Consider the following 17943-nt stretch of genomic DNA (forward strand, 5'->3'; position numbering starts at 1 on the left):
ACTCAGGAGGCGCGCCAGGTGCGCCCTTCTTTTTATTGGAACCCGTAGGAAGGGGGAATGTACATGCATTCCACAGGTATGAAGGGGAGGGGAATCCGCAAGGCGCTCTCGGCGGCGTTCGTCGCGCTGGCGGCGGCGGCCATCGCTGCGCCGGCGCCGGCACGGGCTGCCGAGCAGGCCTATAAGGTCTATCCCACTCCGCAGGCGCTCGAATACGGTACCGGCGAGGTGGTGCTGCCCGAGACGGTGAACGTCGTGGTCGAGCCCGGTATCGACCAGGAGACCCAGCGCCGTCTCGACGAGACGCTCGCGTTGAAGGATATCGCCTCCAAGAAGGTCGAGCAGCCCGGAACCGACGCCGCTGCCACCGAGGTGCTGGTGGGCATCAGCGGGTCGAAGGGCGCGGTCGACCAGCTCGTCACGGCGGGTGCCGTGACGCCGAGCACCGAGCTCTTCACCAAGACCGACGCCTACCATCTTGCCATTCAGCCCAAGACCGATGGGGCCCCTGCGCGCATCGTCGTCGTGGGTCGCGATACCGACTCGGCATTCTACGGCCTGAGCACGCTCTTCCAGATTTTCCAGCAGGCTCCGGCCCGCTCGGTGCGCGCCCTTGCCGTGAATGACTGGGCCGACGTGGAGACCCGCGGTTTCATCGAGGGCTACTACGGAAACCCGTGGAGCACCGAGGACCGCGTCGAGCTCATGCGCTGGGGCGGCTATTACAAGCAGAACGCGTACGTCTACGCGCCCAAGGACGACCCCAAGCACAACGCCGAGTGGCGCGAGCTGTACTCGCCCGATGAGATCGCGAAGATCTCGACGCTGGCCAAGGCGGGTAACGATTCGAAGTGCCGCTTCGTCTACGCGCTGCATCCGTTTATGAACCAGCCCCTCTCCTTCTGGGATTACCAGAAGGACCTCGAGGTGCTCAAGGCAAAGTACCTGCAGGTCATCGATGCCGGCTGCCGCCAGATCATGCTGAGCGCCGACGATGCGCGCGACCAGGGTTCCAGCAACTACACCAAGCTGCTGAACGATCTCACCGCATGGCTGCATGAACTGCAGGCGATGAAGAACGAGGACGGTACGCCGAAGTACCCCGGCCTTAAGGACACCATCCCGTTCGTCGCCGCCAACTACGCGCAGGCGGGCGAGTACTGGTACAACCAGCTTCCCAAGAACGTGAAGCCCATCATGACCGGAACCCGCGTATGGGGCAAGGCCGATCGCTCGACCATCGCCACCTTCACGCGCAAGGCGGGCGTCGCGCCGTTCATGTGGATCAACTGGCCCTGCACGGACAATACGCGCGATCACCTTTCCATGGGCGGCTACGAGAACGCTCTGGGCGCCGACGTCACCCCCGGCTCGCTCGTGGGCTGCGTGATCAACCCCATGCAGCAGTCCGAGCCCAGCAAGGTCGGCATCTTCCTCAACGCCGATTTTTCGTGGAAGAACTGGACGAGCTACGAGCATGCCGACGAGGTGTGGCGCGATTCGTTCAGCCACGTGGACAACGGCACGCCGGCTGCAAGCGAGGCGTCTGATGCGCTGCGCACGCTGTCCGAGCACATGAAGTGGTATCAGGGCGGCGGCGTGACGTTCGAGTCGCGTGAATCGGAGTCCGTGAAGCCCATGCTCGACGCCTTCCGCGCGAAGGTCGAGAACGGGACGGTCAAGGTCGAGGATATCGACCAGGTCGAAGAGCTGTTCGGCCAGATCGCCGCAGCCGCTCAGACCTATCGGTCGTCTGCGGCCAACAAGTCCATGGCCAAGCAGATCGAGCCCTGGCTCGGGTTCTGGTCGGACGGCATGGGCGCGGCCCAGCATTATCTCTCCGCGCTCCGCGCGCGCCTGACGGGCGACAACGACGCGCTCGTTATCGAGTATACGCAGGGTAAGGAGCAGTTCGATAGCGCGCTGCTGCACAGCTATCCCTATGTTGCCGACATCCAGTACGCCCGCGCCGGCACCCGTGCGGTGTGGCCGGTCGTCGAAGCGCTCGGCGAGTACCTGCGCCCCATCGTGGGCGAGGTGACCGGAACGGTCGACGTGGTCACGTCCATCGAGCTCAAGGGTCTGGCCACGAGCGGCAACCCTGCCAACGTGATCGACGGCGATCCCGCAACCTACGCTCATTTCTCTGGTAGCAACCCCACCACCAACGTGAACGTGGGCGACTCGTTCACCATTACGTACGAGCCGTATCAGCGCGCCGACAGCGTGAAGTTCGTGCAGTCGGTGCCCGCGTCGCGTCCGCAGGACGTGCTGCGCGATGCGTTGGTGGAGTACACCACCGACGGTACGACCTGGGTCGAGCTCGGGCACGTGAACGGCGATGCCGAGCAGACGCTCAAGTTCGCCAAGGCCATGGACCTCAAGGGCCTGCGCTTTACCAATAAGTCCTACTACAACGGCTACTGGCAGGTGAACGAGGTCGCCACCTCGGTGTCCGCGGCCAAGCCCTACGAGGCGTTCGCAAGCGTCGAGCCCGCGGCCGGCGACGTGTCCGCTATCGTGGACGGCGACGCTAAGAGCGGCGTCAGCTTCGACGTGAAGGACGAGGGCGCCCAGGCGGGCCTGACCTATATGAAGACGACCGAGGTCGGCGTGGTGACCGTGGTGCAGGGCGCCAACGCACGCGCCGGCAAGCTTGAAGTGCTCACGGGCGGCACGTGGACCGCTATGGGCGACGTGGCCGCGAAGGCCGAGCAGACCATCACGCTCAGCTCGAACGTCGCCGTGAACGGCGTTCGCATCGCGGTTCCCGATGCCGGCGCATGGGACCTCAACGAGCTTACGGTTCGCCGCCTGCCCAGCAGGGTGTCCCCTGCTATGGATGCGGGCATGTCCGCCTACCAGTGGTATACGCTCGACAAGATCGCCGATGGCAACCCTTCGAGCTACGCGCACCTCAAGAACACCGAGCACAACAACATCCGCGCCAACGACTGGGTGGGCCTGACCTTCGAGCCCGCAGCGCGCATCGGCAAGATCACGTTCGTGCAGGATAACGATGGCGGAGACGTCATCGTGAAGGGCAAGGTCGAGTACCAGGCCAAGGATGGCAGCTGGCACAAGGTGGGCGAAGTGACGTCGGCTAAGACGCAGACGTTCGAGTTCGCCAACGTGAACGCCCTGGCTATCCGCGTGACCAACCTCGAGAACACCGCAAAGTGGTGGAAGGTCTTCGAGCTCACCGCCGAAGAGGGCTACGAGAGCCCGGCCGGCGCCGTGGTGAGCGACATCGAGGGCCTGACGCTCGCCGGTGCGGCCGATAACGCATCGGCTACGATCTCGGGCGGCAAGGTCGTGATCCCCGCCGGCTCGTATGTGGCCATCGACCTCGCGTCGGTTCAGGCGAACATCACGGTCGATACGGAGACGGCTGCCGCCGTCGCAAAGGCCGGCTTGACGGTCGTTGGCTCTGTGAATGGTCTGAGCTGGGATGCTGCTGGTGAGTCCGGCATCGCCGCCGCTCGCTATGCGGGTCTGCAGAACAAGACCGACAAGCCGATCGAATTCGATTTCTCGGCAACGCCGTTCAAGGTGCTGTATCCGGGTCTTGCCGGTGACTTCACTTCTACGGCCCAGCCGGTCGACGAGGGGCATGCGCCCGAGGCCATGCTCGATGGCCGCATCACCACGTACTGGCGCCCTGCTGCCGAAGCGGGCAAGCTGACGTATCACGTTTCGGATCCGCTGACGGGCGACCTGCCGCGTGACGGCGTTCGCGTGATTTCTTCGGGCGTGCCGAACGGCGCCAAGGTGAGTGCCACCGTATACGACGCCGCCGACTATAGCTCGACGCGCGAGGTCGAGCTCGGCGTGCTCGACAAGCCCGTGAAGGACTTCGTGTTCTCGAAGGCCGCGGGCGGCGCGTTCTTCGGCGTGAAGGATCTCCATGTAAGCTGGGAAGGCGGGAAGGTTCCGTCCGTGGCCGAGCTCGCGCTGCTCGACACCGCGTTCGAGCCCGCTCCCCAGCCCAAGGAGTTCACCGTCACCTTTGATTACGGTTACGAGGGCGCCGAGCCCGCGACCGTGAAGGTCGAGGACGGCAAGCAGGTCGAGAAGCCGGCGGACCCCGTCCGCGAGGGCTACGTGTTCAAGGGCTGGTTCAACGGCGAGGAGGCGTACGACTTCGCGGCCGCCGTGAAGGCGGACCTGACGCTCACCGCCAAGTGGGAGAAGGCCGTCGAGCCCGAGCCCGAGGTGAACAAGGCCGCCCTCCAGGCCAAGTACGACGAGGTCAAGGACATCAAGGCCGACGGCTACACCGCCGACTCCTGGAAGGCCTTCGAGTCCGCCCTCAGGACCGCGAAGACGGTCCTCGAGAGCGACAAGGCCGGCCAGGCCGACGTCGACCTCGCGTTGCAGATGCTCGCCGACGCCCATGCCGCTCTGAAGAAGGAAGAGGCCCCGCAGGTCGACAAGGCGGCCCTCGAGGCAGCGGTCGAGGAGGCCCGCGCCCTCAAGGCCGAGGACTACAAGACCATGACCTGGCACCCGTTCGCCGACGCCCTGAAGTCCGCCGAGAAGGTCCTGGCCGACGAGAAGGCCGACCAGAAGACGGTCGACGCCGCCGCGAAGGCCCTGGCCGACGCCCGCGCCGGCCTGAAGCCCGTCGAGAAGGTCGCCTTCGTCGACGTGGACGAGGACACGTCGCACAGGGCCGAGGTCGAGTGGCTGGCCGCCAACGGCGTCAGCAAGGGCTGGGATAACGGCGACGGCACCTTCGAGTTCCGCCCCTACGCCACGGTGAAGCGCGCCGACATGGCCGCGTTCCTCTACCGCCTGGCTGGCGAGCCCGCCTTCGACGCCGAGGACGTCGCCTTCACCGACGTGGACGAGGACACCCCGCACCGCGACGCCATCCTGTGGCTCGCCGCGGAGGGCATCTCCACCGGCTGGAAGGGCGCCGACGGCAAGGCGGAGTTCCGCCCCTACGCCGAGATCACCCGCTGCGACATGGCCGCGTTCCTGTACCGCATGGCCGGAAAGCCCGAGTTCGAGGCCAAGGACGCCTTCTCGGACATCGCGAGGGACACGCCGCACCGCGAGGCCGTGCTGTGGCTGGCCGCCTCCGGCGTCTCCACCGGCTGGACCGCCGGGGACGGCACCAAGACGTTCCGCCCCTACGACCGGATCGTCCGCTGCGACATGGCCGCGTTCCTGCAGCGCATGGCGGAGAAGGACCTGGTGGACCTGAAGTAGGCAACGCCCTCTCAGAAAAGGGACAGGCACTTTTCCGAGAGGGGCGCGCGCTCGGAAAGGGGACAGGCACCTTTCCGAGCACGGGGCCGCTGCCGAGCGCCGCCCGCGCCGCCGGGGGTCGCGGTCCCCGGCGCGTGCCGGGGCGCTTCCGCCGACATATCCCCGACGCGAGGGGGCCGGCTTCCGGGCCGGCCCCCTCTTCCATGCCGCGGCCCCTCGGTGCCGCCTTATCGAGAGGAAAAGCCGCTCCATTCGGGAGCTCTTCCGGAAACCTGACGCCGGCGGCCCGCGCCCGCGCTTTCCTGACGCCATCGGGCCCTTCCGGGCCCTCCGGGCGTCAGGAAGCCGCGGTCCCGCGTCCTTGTCGGGAGCGATGCGCGCGGAGGCGCCCGCGGCCCGCGGAAAACCTGTCGGGGAGGCCCCCCGCCGCGCCCCGCCGGGAGGAATCGTCGCCGAACGCCGTCCGCGCGCGGAATCCTGACGGGAAGAGCCCCCGCCGCGTCGCTGCGGGTAAGCCTGCGGCGCCATGCTGGATCCAATCGAATGACCGTCTCCTCAATGGGCCGGGCGACGTGCCCCCCATCGTGCAGTCTTCTCGTTTCACTTCAAAAAGCCTTGCGCTGTGTATAGGTGTATATACTGTATCTATCGAGTATATACACCTATACTCGGTCATGGCGCTCCTGGGACGTCAAGGGGCGCTGTGCGGGCCGGCATAGGGACGCCTTGCCGGCGCAGTAGGGAAGGATTCAATTTCGTGGAAATCATCATTTCGAATTCGAGCACGAAGCCCATCTACGAGCAGATTTCCTCGCAGGTGAAGGAGCAGATCATGTCGGGGGCCCTGGCTCCCGCCGAGCAGCTCCCTTCGATTCGCGCATTGGCGAACAGCTTGCGCGTGAGCGCAATCACCACCAAGCATGCGTATGCGGACCTAGAGGCCCAGGGCTTTATTGAAACCGTACAGGGCAAGGGAAGCTTCGTTGCCGGTGGAAACGCCGAGCTGCTTCGCGAGGAGCGCTTGCGTCAGATCGAGGACAAGCTGGGGGCTGCCATCGATATGGCGCGCTCGCTCGACCTGCCGGATGACGAGCTCATCGAGATGATGAGAACCTTGTTGGAGAGTGACGACTAGCTATGGAAACAACGGTTTACGGCGCTCCGCTCATCGAGGCGCGCGGCGTGACGAAACATTACGATGGTTTCACGTTAAACGACGTGTCGCTCGCAGTTGAGCCGGGGCAGATCGTGGGCTTCATCGGTCAAAACGGCGCGGGAAAGTCCACGACGATCAAGGCGTTGCTGGGCCTCATCTCGATGGATGGGGGCGAGGCGCGCATCCTGGGCGTGCCGGCATGCGAGCTGAAGGGCGCATCGTCGCGCATCAAGGAAGAGGTCGGCGTGGTGTTCGATACCGTGTCGGTGCCCCCGCACCTTACGGTTGCCGAAGTCGGCAGGCTCATGGCATGTGCATACACCACCTGGGATGCCGCCGCGTTCGAGCGCTATCTGGGCTGCTTCAAACTCGAGGGCGCCAAAGCGGTGAAAGGACTATCGCGCGGCATGGGCATGAAGCTCAGCCTCGCCTGCGCGCTCGCGCACAGCCCGCGCGTGCTGATCCTGGACGAGGCGACCGCCGGGCTCGACCCCATGGCGCGTGACGAGGTGCTCGATATACTGCGCGCCTTCGTGGCCGTCGAGGATGCCGAGGGCCGTCTGCGCAACGCCATCCTCATGAGCAGCCACATCACAAGCGATCTTGAGAAGATCGCCGACGAGGTCGTCTGCATCGACGAGGGGCGCATCGTGTTCAGCTGCGCGAAGGATGAGATCACGGACCTGATGGGCGTGGCACGTTGCCGCGCGACCGAACTCGAGGAAATAATGGCGGGGATGCAGGCTCCGGCCGTCCTGCGTGCGATGCGGCACGAATACGGCATCGACGTGCTGGTCCCCGATCGCTTCAAATTCGCTCGCTCCTTCCCCCAGATTCCGTGCGACCGGGTGACGATCGACGATTACATGATGCTTTCGCTCAGGGGCGAGGAGCTCGAGCTGCGCGGTGCGGCGCTGAAGGGAGGCGAGCGGTAATGCTTCGTATGATGAAGATGGAGTTCACGATATTCACGCAGTACCTCAAGACGATGCTGTTCACGATGGCGTTCACCATGGCGTGCATCGCGGTGGGCATGGGTACGGTTACGGCGCTGCCGTCCATTGCGTTCATCATGATGATGTTCGGCATGTCGACGACAGGCTCGGCATATGACGAACAGAACGGTTGGGGTGCGTATCGCCTGGCGCTGCCCGTGTCGCGTCGCGATGTGGTGCTGGGCCGATACGCGTTCAACCTGATCGTTGCGATCGCGGCTGCCGCGGTCACGTCGGTGCTCGTCGCCCTGCTGGTAGGGTTCGGACAGGCGGCGCCGCTTACCGGGCGTCTCGCGGAGATGCTGTCGTGGGGCGACGAGGGGATCATGCCTTCTCTTGCGGGGCTGCTTGCTTGTGCGTGCATCGGCTTGGCGTTGAGTAGCGTGACGCTGCCGGCGTACTTCAAGTTTGGACAGACCAAGGCGACGCAGTGGCTGCCGTTCATCATGCTGTTGCTGAGCGTGGCGCCGTTCGTCGTCATCGGCCTCATGGGCGGCGAGGCGGCGGCGCTGCTCGACCGGGCCATGATGGCGTCGCGGCAGACGGGCGGTTTCGGCGCGCTGGGGCTGGGCGTTCTCGCTATCGCCCTGGCGGCGTATGCAGCGAGTGCGTTTGTTTCGGTCAGGCTCTACGAGGCGCGCGACCTGTAGCGCCTATGGCGACGGACCGAGGCTTGCAGTTCGTTTGCTGCTGGGTCGACTGCCATAGCGCGCCGGGACCGCGCGTGGGAAAGCGGAATACAGCGGGGCGTTTGCCATAAGGCGGGCGCCCCGTTGCCGTTGCATCGGATTTTCGCATCGGCGTTGCCCGGCGCGCACCAATCGCCGTGGTCGTTTGCCAGGGCTTTCTTCCTGCGGTCGCGTCGCCTTCATCGGCCCCGCCGGCTGTAGCCGCTCTGGCGGCGCGCCCCGCTCCACGGTCATCTTCGCCCACGATCCGCTTGTGCCGTTTCCGTCCCGCTCGCCCCGCCCTAAACACTGGATTAGAAAACAAGACGAAGCGCTTACATCGCGCACGATGGCCTAACAATTCTTACAAAGAACTCGCCGAGGCTTAACAGCGGCCCACCGAGGCGTTAACACGTGCTCCCCATACTTGTGTTGCGGCCGCATTGCGGTCGTTTTGCTTTCAATACGTGATAGGAGCCAGTGTTTATGACACAGCATGCGATGAGCCGTCGTAACTTCGTTCGCTTTTCCGTGGTGGGTGCGGGAGCCGCAGCTGCAGCGTGCTCGATGCGCCCGGCTACGGCCGCTGCCGCCACAGCCGGCGCAGCGGAGTACCCCAGCAAGATTAAGATCGCCCACATCTCCGACCTGCATTATTTCTCCAAGACCCTGTGGTCCGATTGCCATGACTTCATGATCGCCGAGAACTCCGACCGCAAGATGCTCCGCGAGTCCGGTGCGATCATCGACAAGGCCATGGACGAGATCGTTGCCTATCAGCCCGATATCGTGATCGCATCGGGCGACCTCACCAAGGATGGCGAGCTCACCTGCCATCGCGAGCTGCACGAGAAGTTCATGGCCGCCCGCGACGCGCTGGCCGCCGCCGGCAAGAACACCCTGTTCTGCGTCATCAACGGCAACCATGACATCAACAACGACGACAACGGCCGCGACTTCTCCAGCGGCACCGCCGAGCACACCGACCTGGTTGATCCGCTCGCGTTCAAGGAGCTGTGGAAGGACTGCGGCTACGACGCGGCCATCGCCAAGTTCGACGAGGGCGGCGAGCGCGGAGGCAGCCTCTCGTACGTCGTGCGCCCCGCCAAGGGCATCACGATCATCGCCGTCGACTCCTGCAAGTACTCCACCGACCAAAACGGCCTGGACCGCGACGAGCACGTGACGTCGGGCGTGGTGGGCGAGAAGCTGCTGTCCTGGGTGGAGAACCAGGCCAAGCAGGCCCGCGCCGCCGGCGACATCGTCCTGGCCACGCAGCACCACGGCGTCGTTCCCCACTTCGATATGGAGCCGCAGCTGATGGGCGAGTATCTGGTGGACAACTACGAGGAGTGCCAGCGTCGTTACGCCGACGCCGGCATTTCGGTGGTGTTCACGGGCCATATGCACGCCAACGACATCGCGAGCGTCACGACGAAGGCCGGCAACGTGTTGTACGACGTCGAGACCTGCGCGACCGTCACGTATCCGAGCGATATCCGCTTCGCCGAGCTGTCGTGGAAGCGAGTCGCCGGTACCGCCGACGTCGATGTGACCCTGTCACTGGAGAGCCACGCGCTCGGCTCGGTCGATTATCACGACTTCGCGACGGGCGCGCTGCAGCGCATCGACGATATCACCGCTTACGGCGACGAGCGCCTGCTGTCAGTCGAGGTTGTGAAGACGATGATCGCCGACGCCCTGGTGGCGCCCATGCTGGATGCCGCGGCCGATAACGGCGGCGTGAAGCCCTTGATCGCCAGCCTGCTGTCCGGCATGGGCGTGGGCGACGGCACCGCCGAGGCGCTCGACCCCGCGCTGTTCGCCATGGTGCACGGGATGCTGCCCCAGTCGCAGGATGCGGCCATCATCATCGAGCTGCCCATCATCGGCAGCGCCGGCATCTGGGCGAATCCCGAGAACCAGCGCGTGATGGTGCAGAAGATGGAAGCGGGCGCCGGCGTCGAGCCCATCGCGCTCACCTTCGATAGCAAGACCATCGCCGCTCTGCGCGTGGCGCTGGTGAGCGAGCCCATGGCTACCGCGGCGGGCTGGTCGTACTACATCACCGCCGAGTCGCTGGCCAAGTTCCTGAGGCCCGTGTACGAGGGCATCGATTCCCAGATGCTGGTGGACGGCAAGGAGAACGCGCTCGACCTGCTGCGCAGTCTGGTGGAGGTTCTCGTTACCCAGAACGCCTCCGACGGCAAGACGCTGTTCGACCTCATCAAGTTTGCCTACGGCGACCACCTGTTTGGCGATGAGACCTGCCCCGCATGGGTCGAGGCCGCTACGGCCAACATCAAGCTGACCGGTGCCGATCAGGATGGCAATCCCGTGTCGGACGGATCGCTCATCAGCTTCCTGCGTGCGACGATCAACGATTCCAGCAACCTGGGCAAGCTCAACGCCCTGCTGGCGAAGATCAAGATCAAGTTCAGCGACCTGTTGGTGAAGGAGAAGGGCAACATCGCCATCGATATCGCTCTGGGCGCCATCGGCAGCCTGAGCGCTATCCTGGGCCTGCTGGGGGAGAGGCCGGGCGACATGGTTCCGAATATCCCGTCGCTGGCGGAGCTTGCTCATGGCGCGCTGTATACGCTCACGCATGATGGCAACATCACCGCCGACCGCGCGTTTGGTTTCGGCGCCGCGCTGGTTGATCCTGATTGGGTGCCTGGCGGTGCCGGCGGTTCGGGCGACGGCGGCCATGGCGGCAGCGGTGGTAGCGGCAACAACGGCGGCGCTGCCGGCAATGGCGGCGCTGGCTCGACTGGCGGCGCTGGCTCGAAGCCGTCCCCGCAGCGCCCGGGTGCTGCGTCCGGTGGCGCGCTGCCCAAGACGGGCGATGCCAACCTGGCCGGTGCGGCCGCCCTGCTGGGCATGGGCGCCGTTGCGTGCGGTGCCTACGGCTACAAGATCGCCCAGGACCAGAAGGAGTCCGAGCTCTAGGAACGACGCCGGGCCTTGCGCCGAACGACATACATTTCGATGGGAAGGGGGGCACCTTGGTGCCCCCCTTCTTCGTGTCGCAGTGCCTCGGATCGGGGGGGCGGGCGCGTATTTTGAGGCTGCGCGCACCTTGCCGTCCCGAGCGCCTTTTAGTCGGGTCCCGCCTGGTCGGCTTCTGCCTCAGAAACGTGCCTGTCCCCAATCTGTGCCGGCGTCCTGCGTGTCGGCTGGTATTTTCCTACCAGCGAAGGGGGAGATAAATAGGCGTGTTCCCGTTGGAGTCAAAAGGGCGCGTGCTATCATATGGGCAGTTCATATGGCGCCCCTGCGCTTTTGCTCGAGGCATGAGAGAGGACAACAACATGCTGAACGCGATTGAGATTTCGCCTAATGTCTGGTGGGTCGGCGGCATCGACTGGAATGAGCGCCTGTTCCACGGCTACACCACCGAAGCGGGCATCACCTACAACGCCTACCTCATCATGGACGAAAAGATCACCCTGATCGACACCTGCAAGGCCACGTTCTCCGACGAGCTCGTGCAGCGTATCTCCCAGGTCGTCGATCCGTCCAAGATCGACGTCGTCATCACCAACCACGTGGAGATGGACCATTCCGGCTCTCTGCCCGTCATCCATGCCATCGCACCCAACGCGCAGATCTACGCGAGCGCCGGCGCCGGCGTGAAGGAGGTTTTCGCCCACTTCGGCATCGAGGCCACGCCCGTGAAGAGCGGCGATACCCTGTGCATCGGCGAGCGCACCCTCACCTTCGTGACCACGCCCATGGTTCACTGGCCGGACAACATGGTCACCTATTCCGACGTGGACCAGATCCTCTTCTCTAACGACGCCTTCGGTCAGCATTTCGCCACCACGAAGCGCTTCGACGACGAGAACGACCTGTGCGAGATCATGAAGCAGGCCAAGAAGTATTACGCCAACATCGTGTGGCCCTATGGCATGCAGGCGGGCAAGGCGCTGGCCGCGGTGAAGGGCCTCGATCTGAAGATGATCGCCCCGAGCCACGGCTGCATCTGGCGCTCCCATATCGATAAGATCCTGGCTTGCTACGAGGACTGGACTACGTACAAGACCGAGGAGAAGGCCGTCGTCGTCTTCGACTCCATGTGGCACTCCACCGAGAAGATGGCGCGCGAGATCTGCGACTCGTTCATCTCCGAGGGGATTTCGGCCAAGCTTATCGATGTCAAGGCAACGCATATCTCCGACATCATGACCGACATGTGCGACGCCCGCTATGTTGCCATCGGCTCGCCCACGCTGAACTCCAACATGCTGCCTACCGTAGCGAGCTTCTTGACCTACATGCGCGGCCTGTCGCCCAAGAATGACCAGCGCATCGGCCTGGCGTTTGGCTCCTACGGTTGGGCGCCGCTCGGCCCCAAGCAGGTGTACGAGGAGATGGAGAAGGCCAAGTTCAACCTGCCCGTGCCGGTGATCACCCAGCAGTGGGTGCCGAGCGAAGACGACCTGTCCAAGCTGCAGGTCACGGTCAAGCAGATCATCGAGGACGCTCGCGCTTAAGCGCGTCGTCGCGAGCACAGCAATATCAAGAGGCGGGCGGCGCGGTGCGCCGCCCGCCTCTTCTTTTGGAGCGCTTCGGGCCCGTTGGGTGGTTTGGGGATGGGGTATGCAAGCGGATGCGCTGGCATCTGGCATTTCGCAAGTGGTTATGCATCGATAATCGGAACGGAATCGTTCAATTTCGTGAGGATGGTCAAATTGCCCATCTGCGTGGCCCTTCGAGAGGCGTTTTGCCTCCGTTTATGCACGCCTTTGAGCGATTGCGGCATCGTCTCCGTTGCCCTCACCGGGCTTTCTTCAGGGCGACGGGCGGGAACAGCTGGAAAACATGGGTGGTGAGGGCCGCTTGAGCTTGCCAGACAACCATGTGCCAATCGGAATGCCGCCTTTGAGACAGCTGCGGCTTGTGAATAATCCTCAAATCTGCCACGCAGTTACCCGATTTGACCACCGCAGAGAATGCGAGTCGTGCCGGCTCGAAGTAGAATGCTGGTATCGCCTAATTCATACATCCAACAAGAGGGGACGAGCATGGAACAGCAGCCCGCAAAGGTCTATTTCACCAACCTGCGATCCCATGGACGCGAGAGCCAACTCGACAAGCTCAAGCGCCTCATCCGTCGCGCCGGCATCGAGCAGATTGACTTCGAGAACAAGTTCGTCGCCATCAAGATCCACTTCGGCGAGCTTGGGAACCTGTCGTTCCTGCGCCCCAACTACGCCCGTGCCGTCGCCGACGTGGTGAAGGAGCTGGGCGGCATGCCCTTCCTCACCGATTGCAACACGCTCTACGTGGGCAGCCGCAAAAACGCGCTCGAGCACATCGACTGCGCGTACCAGAACGGCTTCACGCCGTATGCTACCGGCTGCCAGGTCATCATCGCCGACGGCCTCAAGGGAACCGACGAGACCCTCGTCCCGGTGAAACATGGCGAGTACGTGCAGGAAGCCAAAATCGGCCATGCGCTCATGGACGCCGACATCGTGATCAGCCTCACGCATTTCAAGGGCCACGAGCAGGCCGGGTTCGGCGGCTGCATGAAGAACATCGGCATGGGCGGCGGCAGCCGTGCCGGCAAGATGGAGCAGCACGCCGCGGGCAAACCGAGCGTGGACGAGGCGAAGTGCATCGGTTGCCGTGCGTGCGAGCGCATCTGCGCACACGATGCGGTGAGCTTCCCCACGACCCGCGAGCGCACGCTCAAGAACGGGCGCGTGGTGGAAACGCCGGTGGCACGCATCGACCATGACCGGTGCCTGGGCTGCGGTCGCTGCATCGGAGCGTGCAACCAGGACGCTATCGAACCCGATTACGACGCCGCCGCCGACGTGCTCAACTATAAGATCGCCGAATATACGCAGGCCATCGTGCAGGATCGTCCGCACTTCCACATCTCGCTTGCCATCGATGTGAGTCCCAACTGCGACTGCCACGCCGAGAACGATACGCCAATCGTGCCCGATATCGGCATGTTCGCGAGCTTTGATCCCGTGGCCATCGATCAGGCCTGTATCGATGCGGCGCTGGCCATGCCCGCCATGCCCAATACCGAACTCACCGATATGCGCGCCAAGCTCGAGGCGGCTGGCGACGTCCCCGAGCGCTGCGAGCACGACCACTTCAACATGACGCACCCGGACACCAACTGGCGCTCGATGATCGAGCACGGCGTGAAGATCGGCCTGGGTACCAGCGAATACGAGCTGATCGAGGTCAAGTAGCGCCGATTTTCCGCGGCGGTGAACGCTCGGCCCGTTGCGCCGACTGCGGGACCGGGCGTCTGCATGCGTCAGCTGCCGGTCGGGTCGGATGGTGCGGGCGCCGCGTCCGTGCGCCTGGCGCTGCCGCGGCCGCACGCCCTGATGCCGAGAGGAGGGGTGCGCAGGCGTGCGCAACGCGCGCGGGCTCGCGCATTTATCCGAGGCGGGTAAGGACCTGGTAAGGAACGTGGAAGCGTCGGCGCAGAAACGGTGCGCCTTTCTGCGTTTTTGTCCAATTCTGCTATAGTATGCAAAAACGTTTTTGGAGGAATCTCAGCATACATGCCAGATACGAGCGACAGTTCCAAGCCGCGGGAAGAGTCCGCGGCGCCTCACAGAGCATCTTCCGGGTCCGCCGATGCGGACGCGGTCAGTCCTGGTGGCTGTATAGATTCCACTGATCAATCCACAGCTTCATATGGCTCCGGCGGCGCGACCGCATCGGATGCCGTCGCGCCCGTCGATGCCTCCACGTCGCTTGCGACGGAATCCGAGCCCGGCTGGGCTCTCGACGACGCGATCCTGGCGGATGCAAGCGTCTTGCTCGAGGCCGCTCGCGAGAACGGTGCCTCGACCGAGGCCCTCGCCAACGCCGAGCATGCCGCCGAGATCGCGGCCTCCAAGGCCGCCGTCCGCGCCGCGCGCCGCGCGCTCGAGAAGGCCAAGGCCGACGATGCCATTCCACGGTACACCTTGGGGGAAGAGATCTTCAACGCGGTGAGCCACGGCGTGGGCGTGCTGCTGGGTATCGCGGCCCTGGTGCTGCTCATCGTGAAGGCCGCGGTCTCCGGCGGGCATCCCGCCGCGCTGGCCGCGGGCATCATCTACGGCGTCACCATCATCTTGGAGTACCTGTTCTCCACCCTCTACCACGCCATACCCGCGCGCGGTGCCAAGCGCGTGTTCCGCATCTTCGACCACAGCTGCATCTACCTGCTCATTGCGGGTACGTATACGCCGTTTCTCCTGGTCACCCTTGCCGATCACGACGGCTTCGCCCTATGCGTGGCGATGTGGGTGATCGCTGCGGCGGGCATCCTCTTCGAGCTCGTGGGCCAGGAGCGCCAGCCGCGCTGGGTGACCATCCTCATCTATCTCGTTATGGGATGGATGGTGGTACTCCGCCTTCCGCAGCTGATCGCCGCCCTCGACCCCATCGGCCTGGGCCTGCTGCTTGCCGGGGGGCTGTGCTATACGGTGGGCACCGCGTTTTATGCAGCCAAGAGCATCCGCTATATGCACAGCGTCTGGCACCTGTGGGTGCTGGCCGGTAGCGTATTCCAGTTCATGGCGGTGATCCTCTTCGTAATCTAGCGCCTTCTCATTCGGCATCCCGTATCGAACCCGTTTCCTTTGGAGGTTTAACGCGTCCCCATGGACATAACCATCAGCATCATCACCACCGTCGTGCTCACGGTCATCAACGGCTTCTTCTCGATGTCCGAGATGGCGCTCACCACGGCCAAGCGCGCGGTCCTTGACCACGAGGCCGAGGAGGGCGACCGCCGCGCCCGCCGTGCGTCCGAGCTCGCGGCCGACTCCGGCAACTTCCTCGCAACCATTCAGGTGGCAATCACGTTGGTGGGCTTCGCGTCCTCGGCGGTGGCGTCGACGAATCTGTCCGACCCGCTGGCCGACTGGCTGTGCAGCTTCGGTATCGAGCCGCTCAGCATGGTGGCGCGCGGCCTGGCGCCCGTGCTCATCACGCTGGCCGTTTCCTACCTGTCCATCGTCGTGGGCGAGCTTGTGCCCAAGCGCATCGCCCTGGCCGACGCCGAGGGCATGGCGAAGCGCGTGGCCCAGCCGCTCACCGTGTTCCAGAAGATCGCGCGTCCGCTGGTGTGGTTCACGCAGGCCTCCGCAAACGGCCTGGCCCGCCTCCTGCGCATCAAGAGCGGCGATGACCGCCAGAACGTCTCCGAGGAAGAGATCAAGTACATGATCAACGAGCAGGAGACGTTGCTCGATGAGGAAAAGCGTATCATCCACGAGGTCATGGACCTAGGTGACGCGGTGGCGCGCGAGGTCATGGTGCCGCGCGTCGACGTGACGATGGTCGAAGACGACCAGACGGTTGCCGAGGTGCTGGCCCTCATGCGCCAGACGGGCTTCTCCCGCATGCCCGTCTACCACGAGGACCCCGATAACATCATCGGCATCGCGCATATCAAGGACTTCATCGGCCTGGTGCTGGATGGCAAAGCCGACGAGATGGCGTCGGACAACCTGCGCGACGCCGCGTTCGTGCCCGATACCAAGGACATCCTGCCGCTGCTTTCCGAGATGCAGACCGCGCACGATCAGATCGTGGTCGTGGTGGACGAGTACGGCGGAACGGCCGGCATCATCACGGTGGAAGATATCGTCGAGGAGATCGTGGGCGAGATCGAGGACGAGTTCGATCCCGATAACAAGTACCTTACGCGTCTGTCACCCCGCGAGTGGCTGGTGGACGGCCGTTACTCCTGCGACGACGGCGTCGAGCTGGGCTGGCCTATCGAGGAGAGCGACGACTACGAGACCATCGCCGGCTGGATCTTGGACCTGTGCGACTCCGTGCCCGATATCGGCGAGGTGTTCGAGGTTGATGGGTACAAGTTCAAGGTGCAGTCGATGCGCGGCCAGCGTATCTCCCTCATTCGCGTGACCGCCCCCGAGGAGCCGCAGGCCGCGGCGCCGGAGGAGGACGAGGACGAGGCGAGGCGCCCCTCGCTGCGCAAGATGAAGCACGAAGACGAGTAGCCCCGTATAGGCGGTACCCGCACATAGGAAAGGACTGGATCCATGGCTGAGCTGTTCAACATCATCAAGATCTCGGTGGGGGCCGACAAGCTCACCGCGCGTGTTCAGGTGAACCCCGGTATGCCGGTGCGCACCTGCGAGGATATCGAGGCCACGGCTCGCGTGTACTACCTCGCCCCGGCCATCGCCATGCACGCGTGCCTGGGCGACGCCGGCGAGCATTTTCAGGATTGCATGAGCGACACCGAGACCGCGCACCTGCTGGAGCATCTCACGGTGGAGATCATGAACGAGACGGGTCTGGTGGACGGCATCGTGAGCGGGCGCACGCATGCGGTTCCCGGTGAGGAGCGCCTGTTCGATATCGATCTGTCGTGTCCCGACGACGCGCTCACCGTGGGCTCGCTGTCGTCGGCGACCTTCATGATGGATTGGGCGTTCCTGCATGCCAGCCAGCCCGCGCCCGACTTCCCCGGGACCGTGGCGGCATTGCGCCACCTCATGCTCAAGCTGCGCGGCGAGGACGAGGAGACGGGCGAGCAGGCTCCCGATCCGCAGATGGTCGAGGTTGCGTACGAGGAGGGCCAGACGCGTGCGGCTATGAACGAAATGGGCTCGCGCGCTCTGTTCGGCGGTGCGGCCGCGGAGGTTGACGCGCGCTAGCTGTTGTGTGCCGATAGGTTGTTTACGCCGTAGACTCGCGACATGGGCGGCAGGCCCCCGCACGCGCTGTGCGGACGCGACCAATTATAGTGCTCGATGAAGGCCGGGAGGGCGTCCGCCCTCTCGGCCTCGCTCTCCCACGCCCTCCCGTACTGCCACTCCTGGGCGATGGTGCGGTCCATCCGCTCGACCTTGCCGTTCTGCCAGGGGCTGAACGGCCTCGTGTAGACGTGCCGGACGCC

At 64.4% G+C, this 17943-nt stretch carries 11 protein-coding genes; 10 read left to right on the plus strand and 1 reads right to left on the minus strand.

Annotated features, from left to right (window positions below):
• The first annotated feature begins 63 nt into the window (after positions 1 to 63).
• The 10 genes from E4J93_RS01950 to E4J93_RS01995 all read left to right on the plus strand — a co-directional run bounded on the left by E4J93_RS01950 (position 64) and on the right by E4J93_RS01995 (position 17701).
• Positions 64 to 5217 (plus strand): beta-N-acetylglucosaminidase domain-containing protein, encoded by a 5154-nt coding sequence (locus tag E4J93_RS01950; protein ID WP_187231562.1) that lies wholly within the window; start codon positions 64 to 66, stop codon positions 5215 to 5217.
• A 757-nt stretch (positions 5218 to 5974) separates the two neighbouring features.
• Positions 5975 to 6352: a GntR family transcriptional regulator gene (locus E4J93_RS01955; RefSeq protein WP_147587790.1), complete on the plus strand. Its 378-nt coding sequence runs from the start codon at positions 5975 to 5977 to the stop codon at positions 6350 to 6352.
• Between the two features lie 2 nt (positions 6353 to 6354).
• Positions 6355 to 7308: an ABC transporter ATP-binding protein gene (locus tag E4J93_RS01960; protein ID WP_147587791.1), complete on the plus strand. Its 954-nt coding sequence runs from the start codon at positions 6355 to 6357 to the stop codon at positions 7306 to 7308.
• Entirely contained in the window at positions 7308 to 8018 is a 711-nt protein-coding gene (locus E4J93_RS01965) for an ABC-2 transporter permease (protein ID WP_147587792.1), read from the plus strand. Before E4J93_RS01960 ends, E4J93_RS01965 begins: the two co-directional genes overlap by 1 nt.
• Before the next feature lie 504 nt (positions 8019 to 8522).
• Complete coding sequence (locus tag E4J93_RS01970) at positions 8523 to 10988, plus strand: metallophosphoesterase (RefSeq protein WP_147587793.1); 2466 nt, start codon at positions 8523 to 8525, stop codon at positions 10986 to 10988.
• A gap of 362 nt (positions 10989 to 11350) precedes the next feature.
• The gene (locus E4J93_RS01975; RefSeq protein ID WP_147587794.1) at positions 11351 to 12535 is read left to right on the plus strand and encodes an FprA family A-type flavoprotein; all 1185 of its coding nucleotides are present in this window, start codon (positions 11351 to 11353) and stop codon (positions 12533 to 12535) included.
• A gap of 531 nt (positions 12536 to 13066) precedes the next feature.
• A complete protein-coding gene (locus E4J93_RS01980; RefSeq protein WP_147587795.1) occupies positions 13067 to 14257 on the plus strand; it encodes a DUF362 domain-containing protein in 1191 nt (396 codons plus the stop codon).
• Positions 14258 to 14578: 321 nt separating this feature from the next.
• Positions 14579 to 15610, plus strand: a complete 1032-nt coding sequence (locus E4J93_RS08060; RefSeq protein WP_187231563.1) for a hemolysin III family protein — start codon at positions 14579 to 14581, stop codon at positions 15608 to 15610.
• A gap of 60 nt (positions 15611 to 15670) precedes the next feature.
• A complete protein-coding gene (locus E4J93_RS01990) occupies positions 15671 to 17038 on the plus strand; it encodes a hemolysin family protein (protein WP_147587796.1) in 1368 nt (455 codons plus the stop codon).
• Between the two features lie 42 nt (positions 17039 to 17080).
• Positions 17081 to 17701: a hypothetical protein gene (locus tag E4J93_RS01995; RefSeq protein ID WP_147587797.1), complete on the plus strand. Its 621-nt coding sequence runs from the start codon at positions 17081 to 17083 to the stop codon at positions 17699 to 17701.
• Here the strand turns inward: E4J93_RS01995 and E4J93_RS02000 are convergent.
• Positions 17698 to 17943: integrase core domain-containing protein (locus E4J93_RS02000; protein ID WP_147587798.1), on the minus strand; the 246-nt coding region annotated here is incomplete at its 5' end. The two genes, E4J93_RS01995 and E4J93_RS02000, sit on opposite strands and share 4 nt — an antisense overlap.

The organism is Collinsella sp. BA40, from assembly GCF_008014645.1.
Classification (GTDB): domain Bacteria; phylum Actinomycetota; class Coriobacteriia; order Coriobacteriales; family Coriobacteriaceae; genus Collinsella.

Bases quoted from the DNA above. Each gene is read 5' to 3' on its own strand.
- E4J93_RS01950 (WP_187231562.1), top strand. From the start codon at position 64: ATGCATTCCACAGGTATGAAGGGGAGGGGAATCCGCAAGGCGCTCTCG.
- E4J93_RS01960 (WP_147587791.1), top strand. From the start codon at position 6,355: ATGGAAACAACGGTTTACGGCGCTCCGCTCATCGAGGCGCGCGGCGTG.
- E4J93_RS01965 (WP_147587792.1), top strand. From the start codon at position 7,308: ATGCTTCGTATGATGAAGATGGAGTTCACGATATTCACGCAGTACCTC.
- E4J93_RS01970 (WP_147587793.1), top strand. From the start codon at position 8,523: ATGACACAGCATGCGATGAGCCGTCGTAACTTCGTTCGCTTTTCCGTG.
- E4J93_RS01975 (WP_147587794.1), top strand. From the start codon at position 11,351: ATGCTGAACGCGATTGAGATTTCGCCTAATGTCTGGTGGGTCGGCGGC.
- E4J93_RS01980 (WP_147587795.1), top strand. From the start codon at position 13,067: ATGGAACAGCAGCCCGCAAAGGTCTATTTCACCAACCTGCGATCCCAT.
- E4J93_RS08060 (WP_187231563.1), top strand. From the start codon at position 14,579: ATGCCAGATACGAGCGACAGTTCCAAGCCGCGGGAAGAGTCCGCGGCG.
- E4J93_RS01990 (WP_147587796.1), top strand. From the start codon at position 15,671: ATGGACATAACCATCAGCATCATCACCACCGTCGTGCTCACGGTCATC.
- E4J93_RS01995 (WP_147587797.1), top strand. From the start codon at position 17,081: ATGGCTGAGCTGTTCAACATCATCAAGATCTCGGTGGGGGCCGACAAG.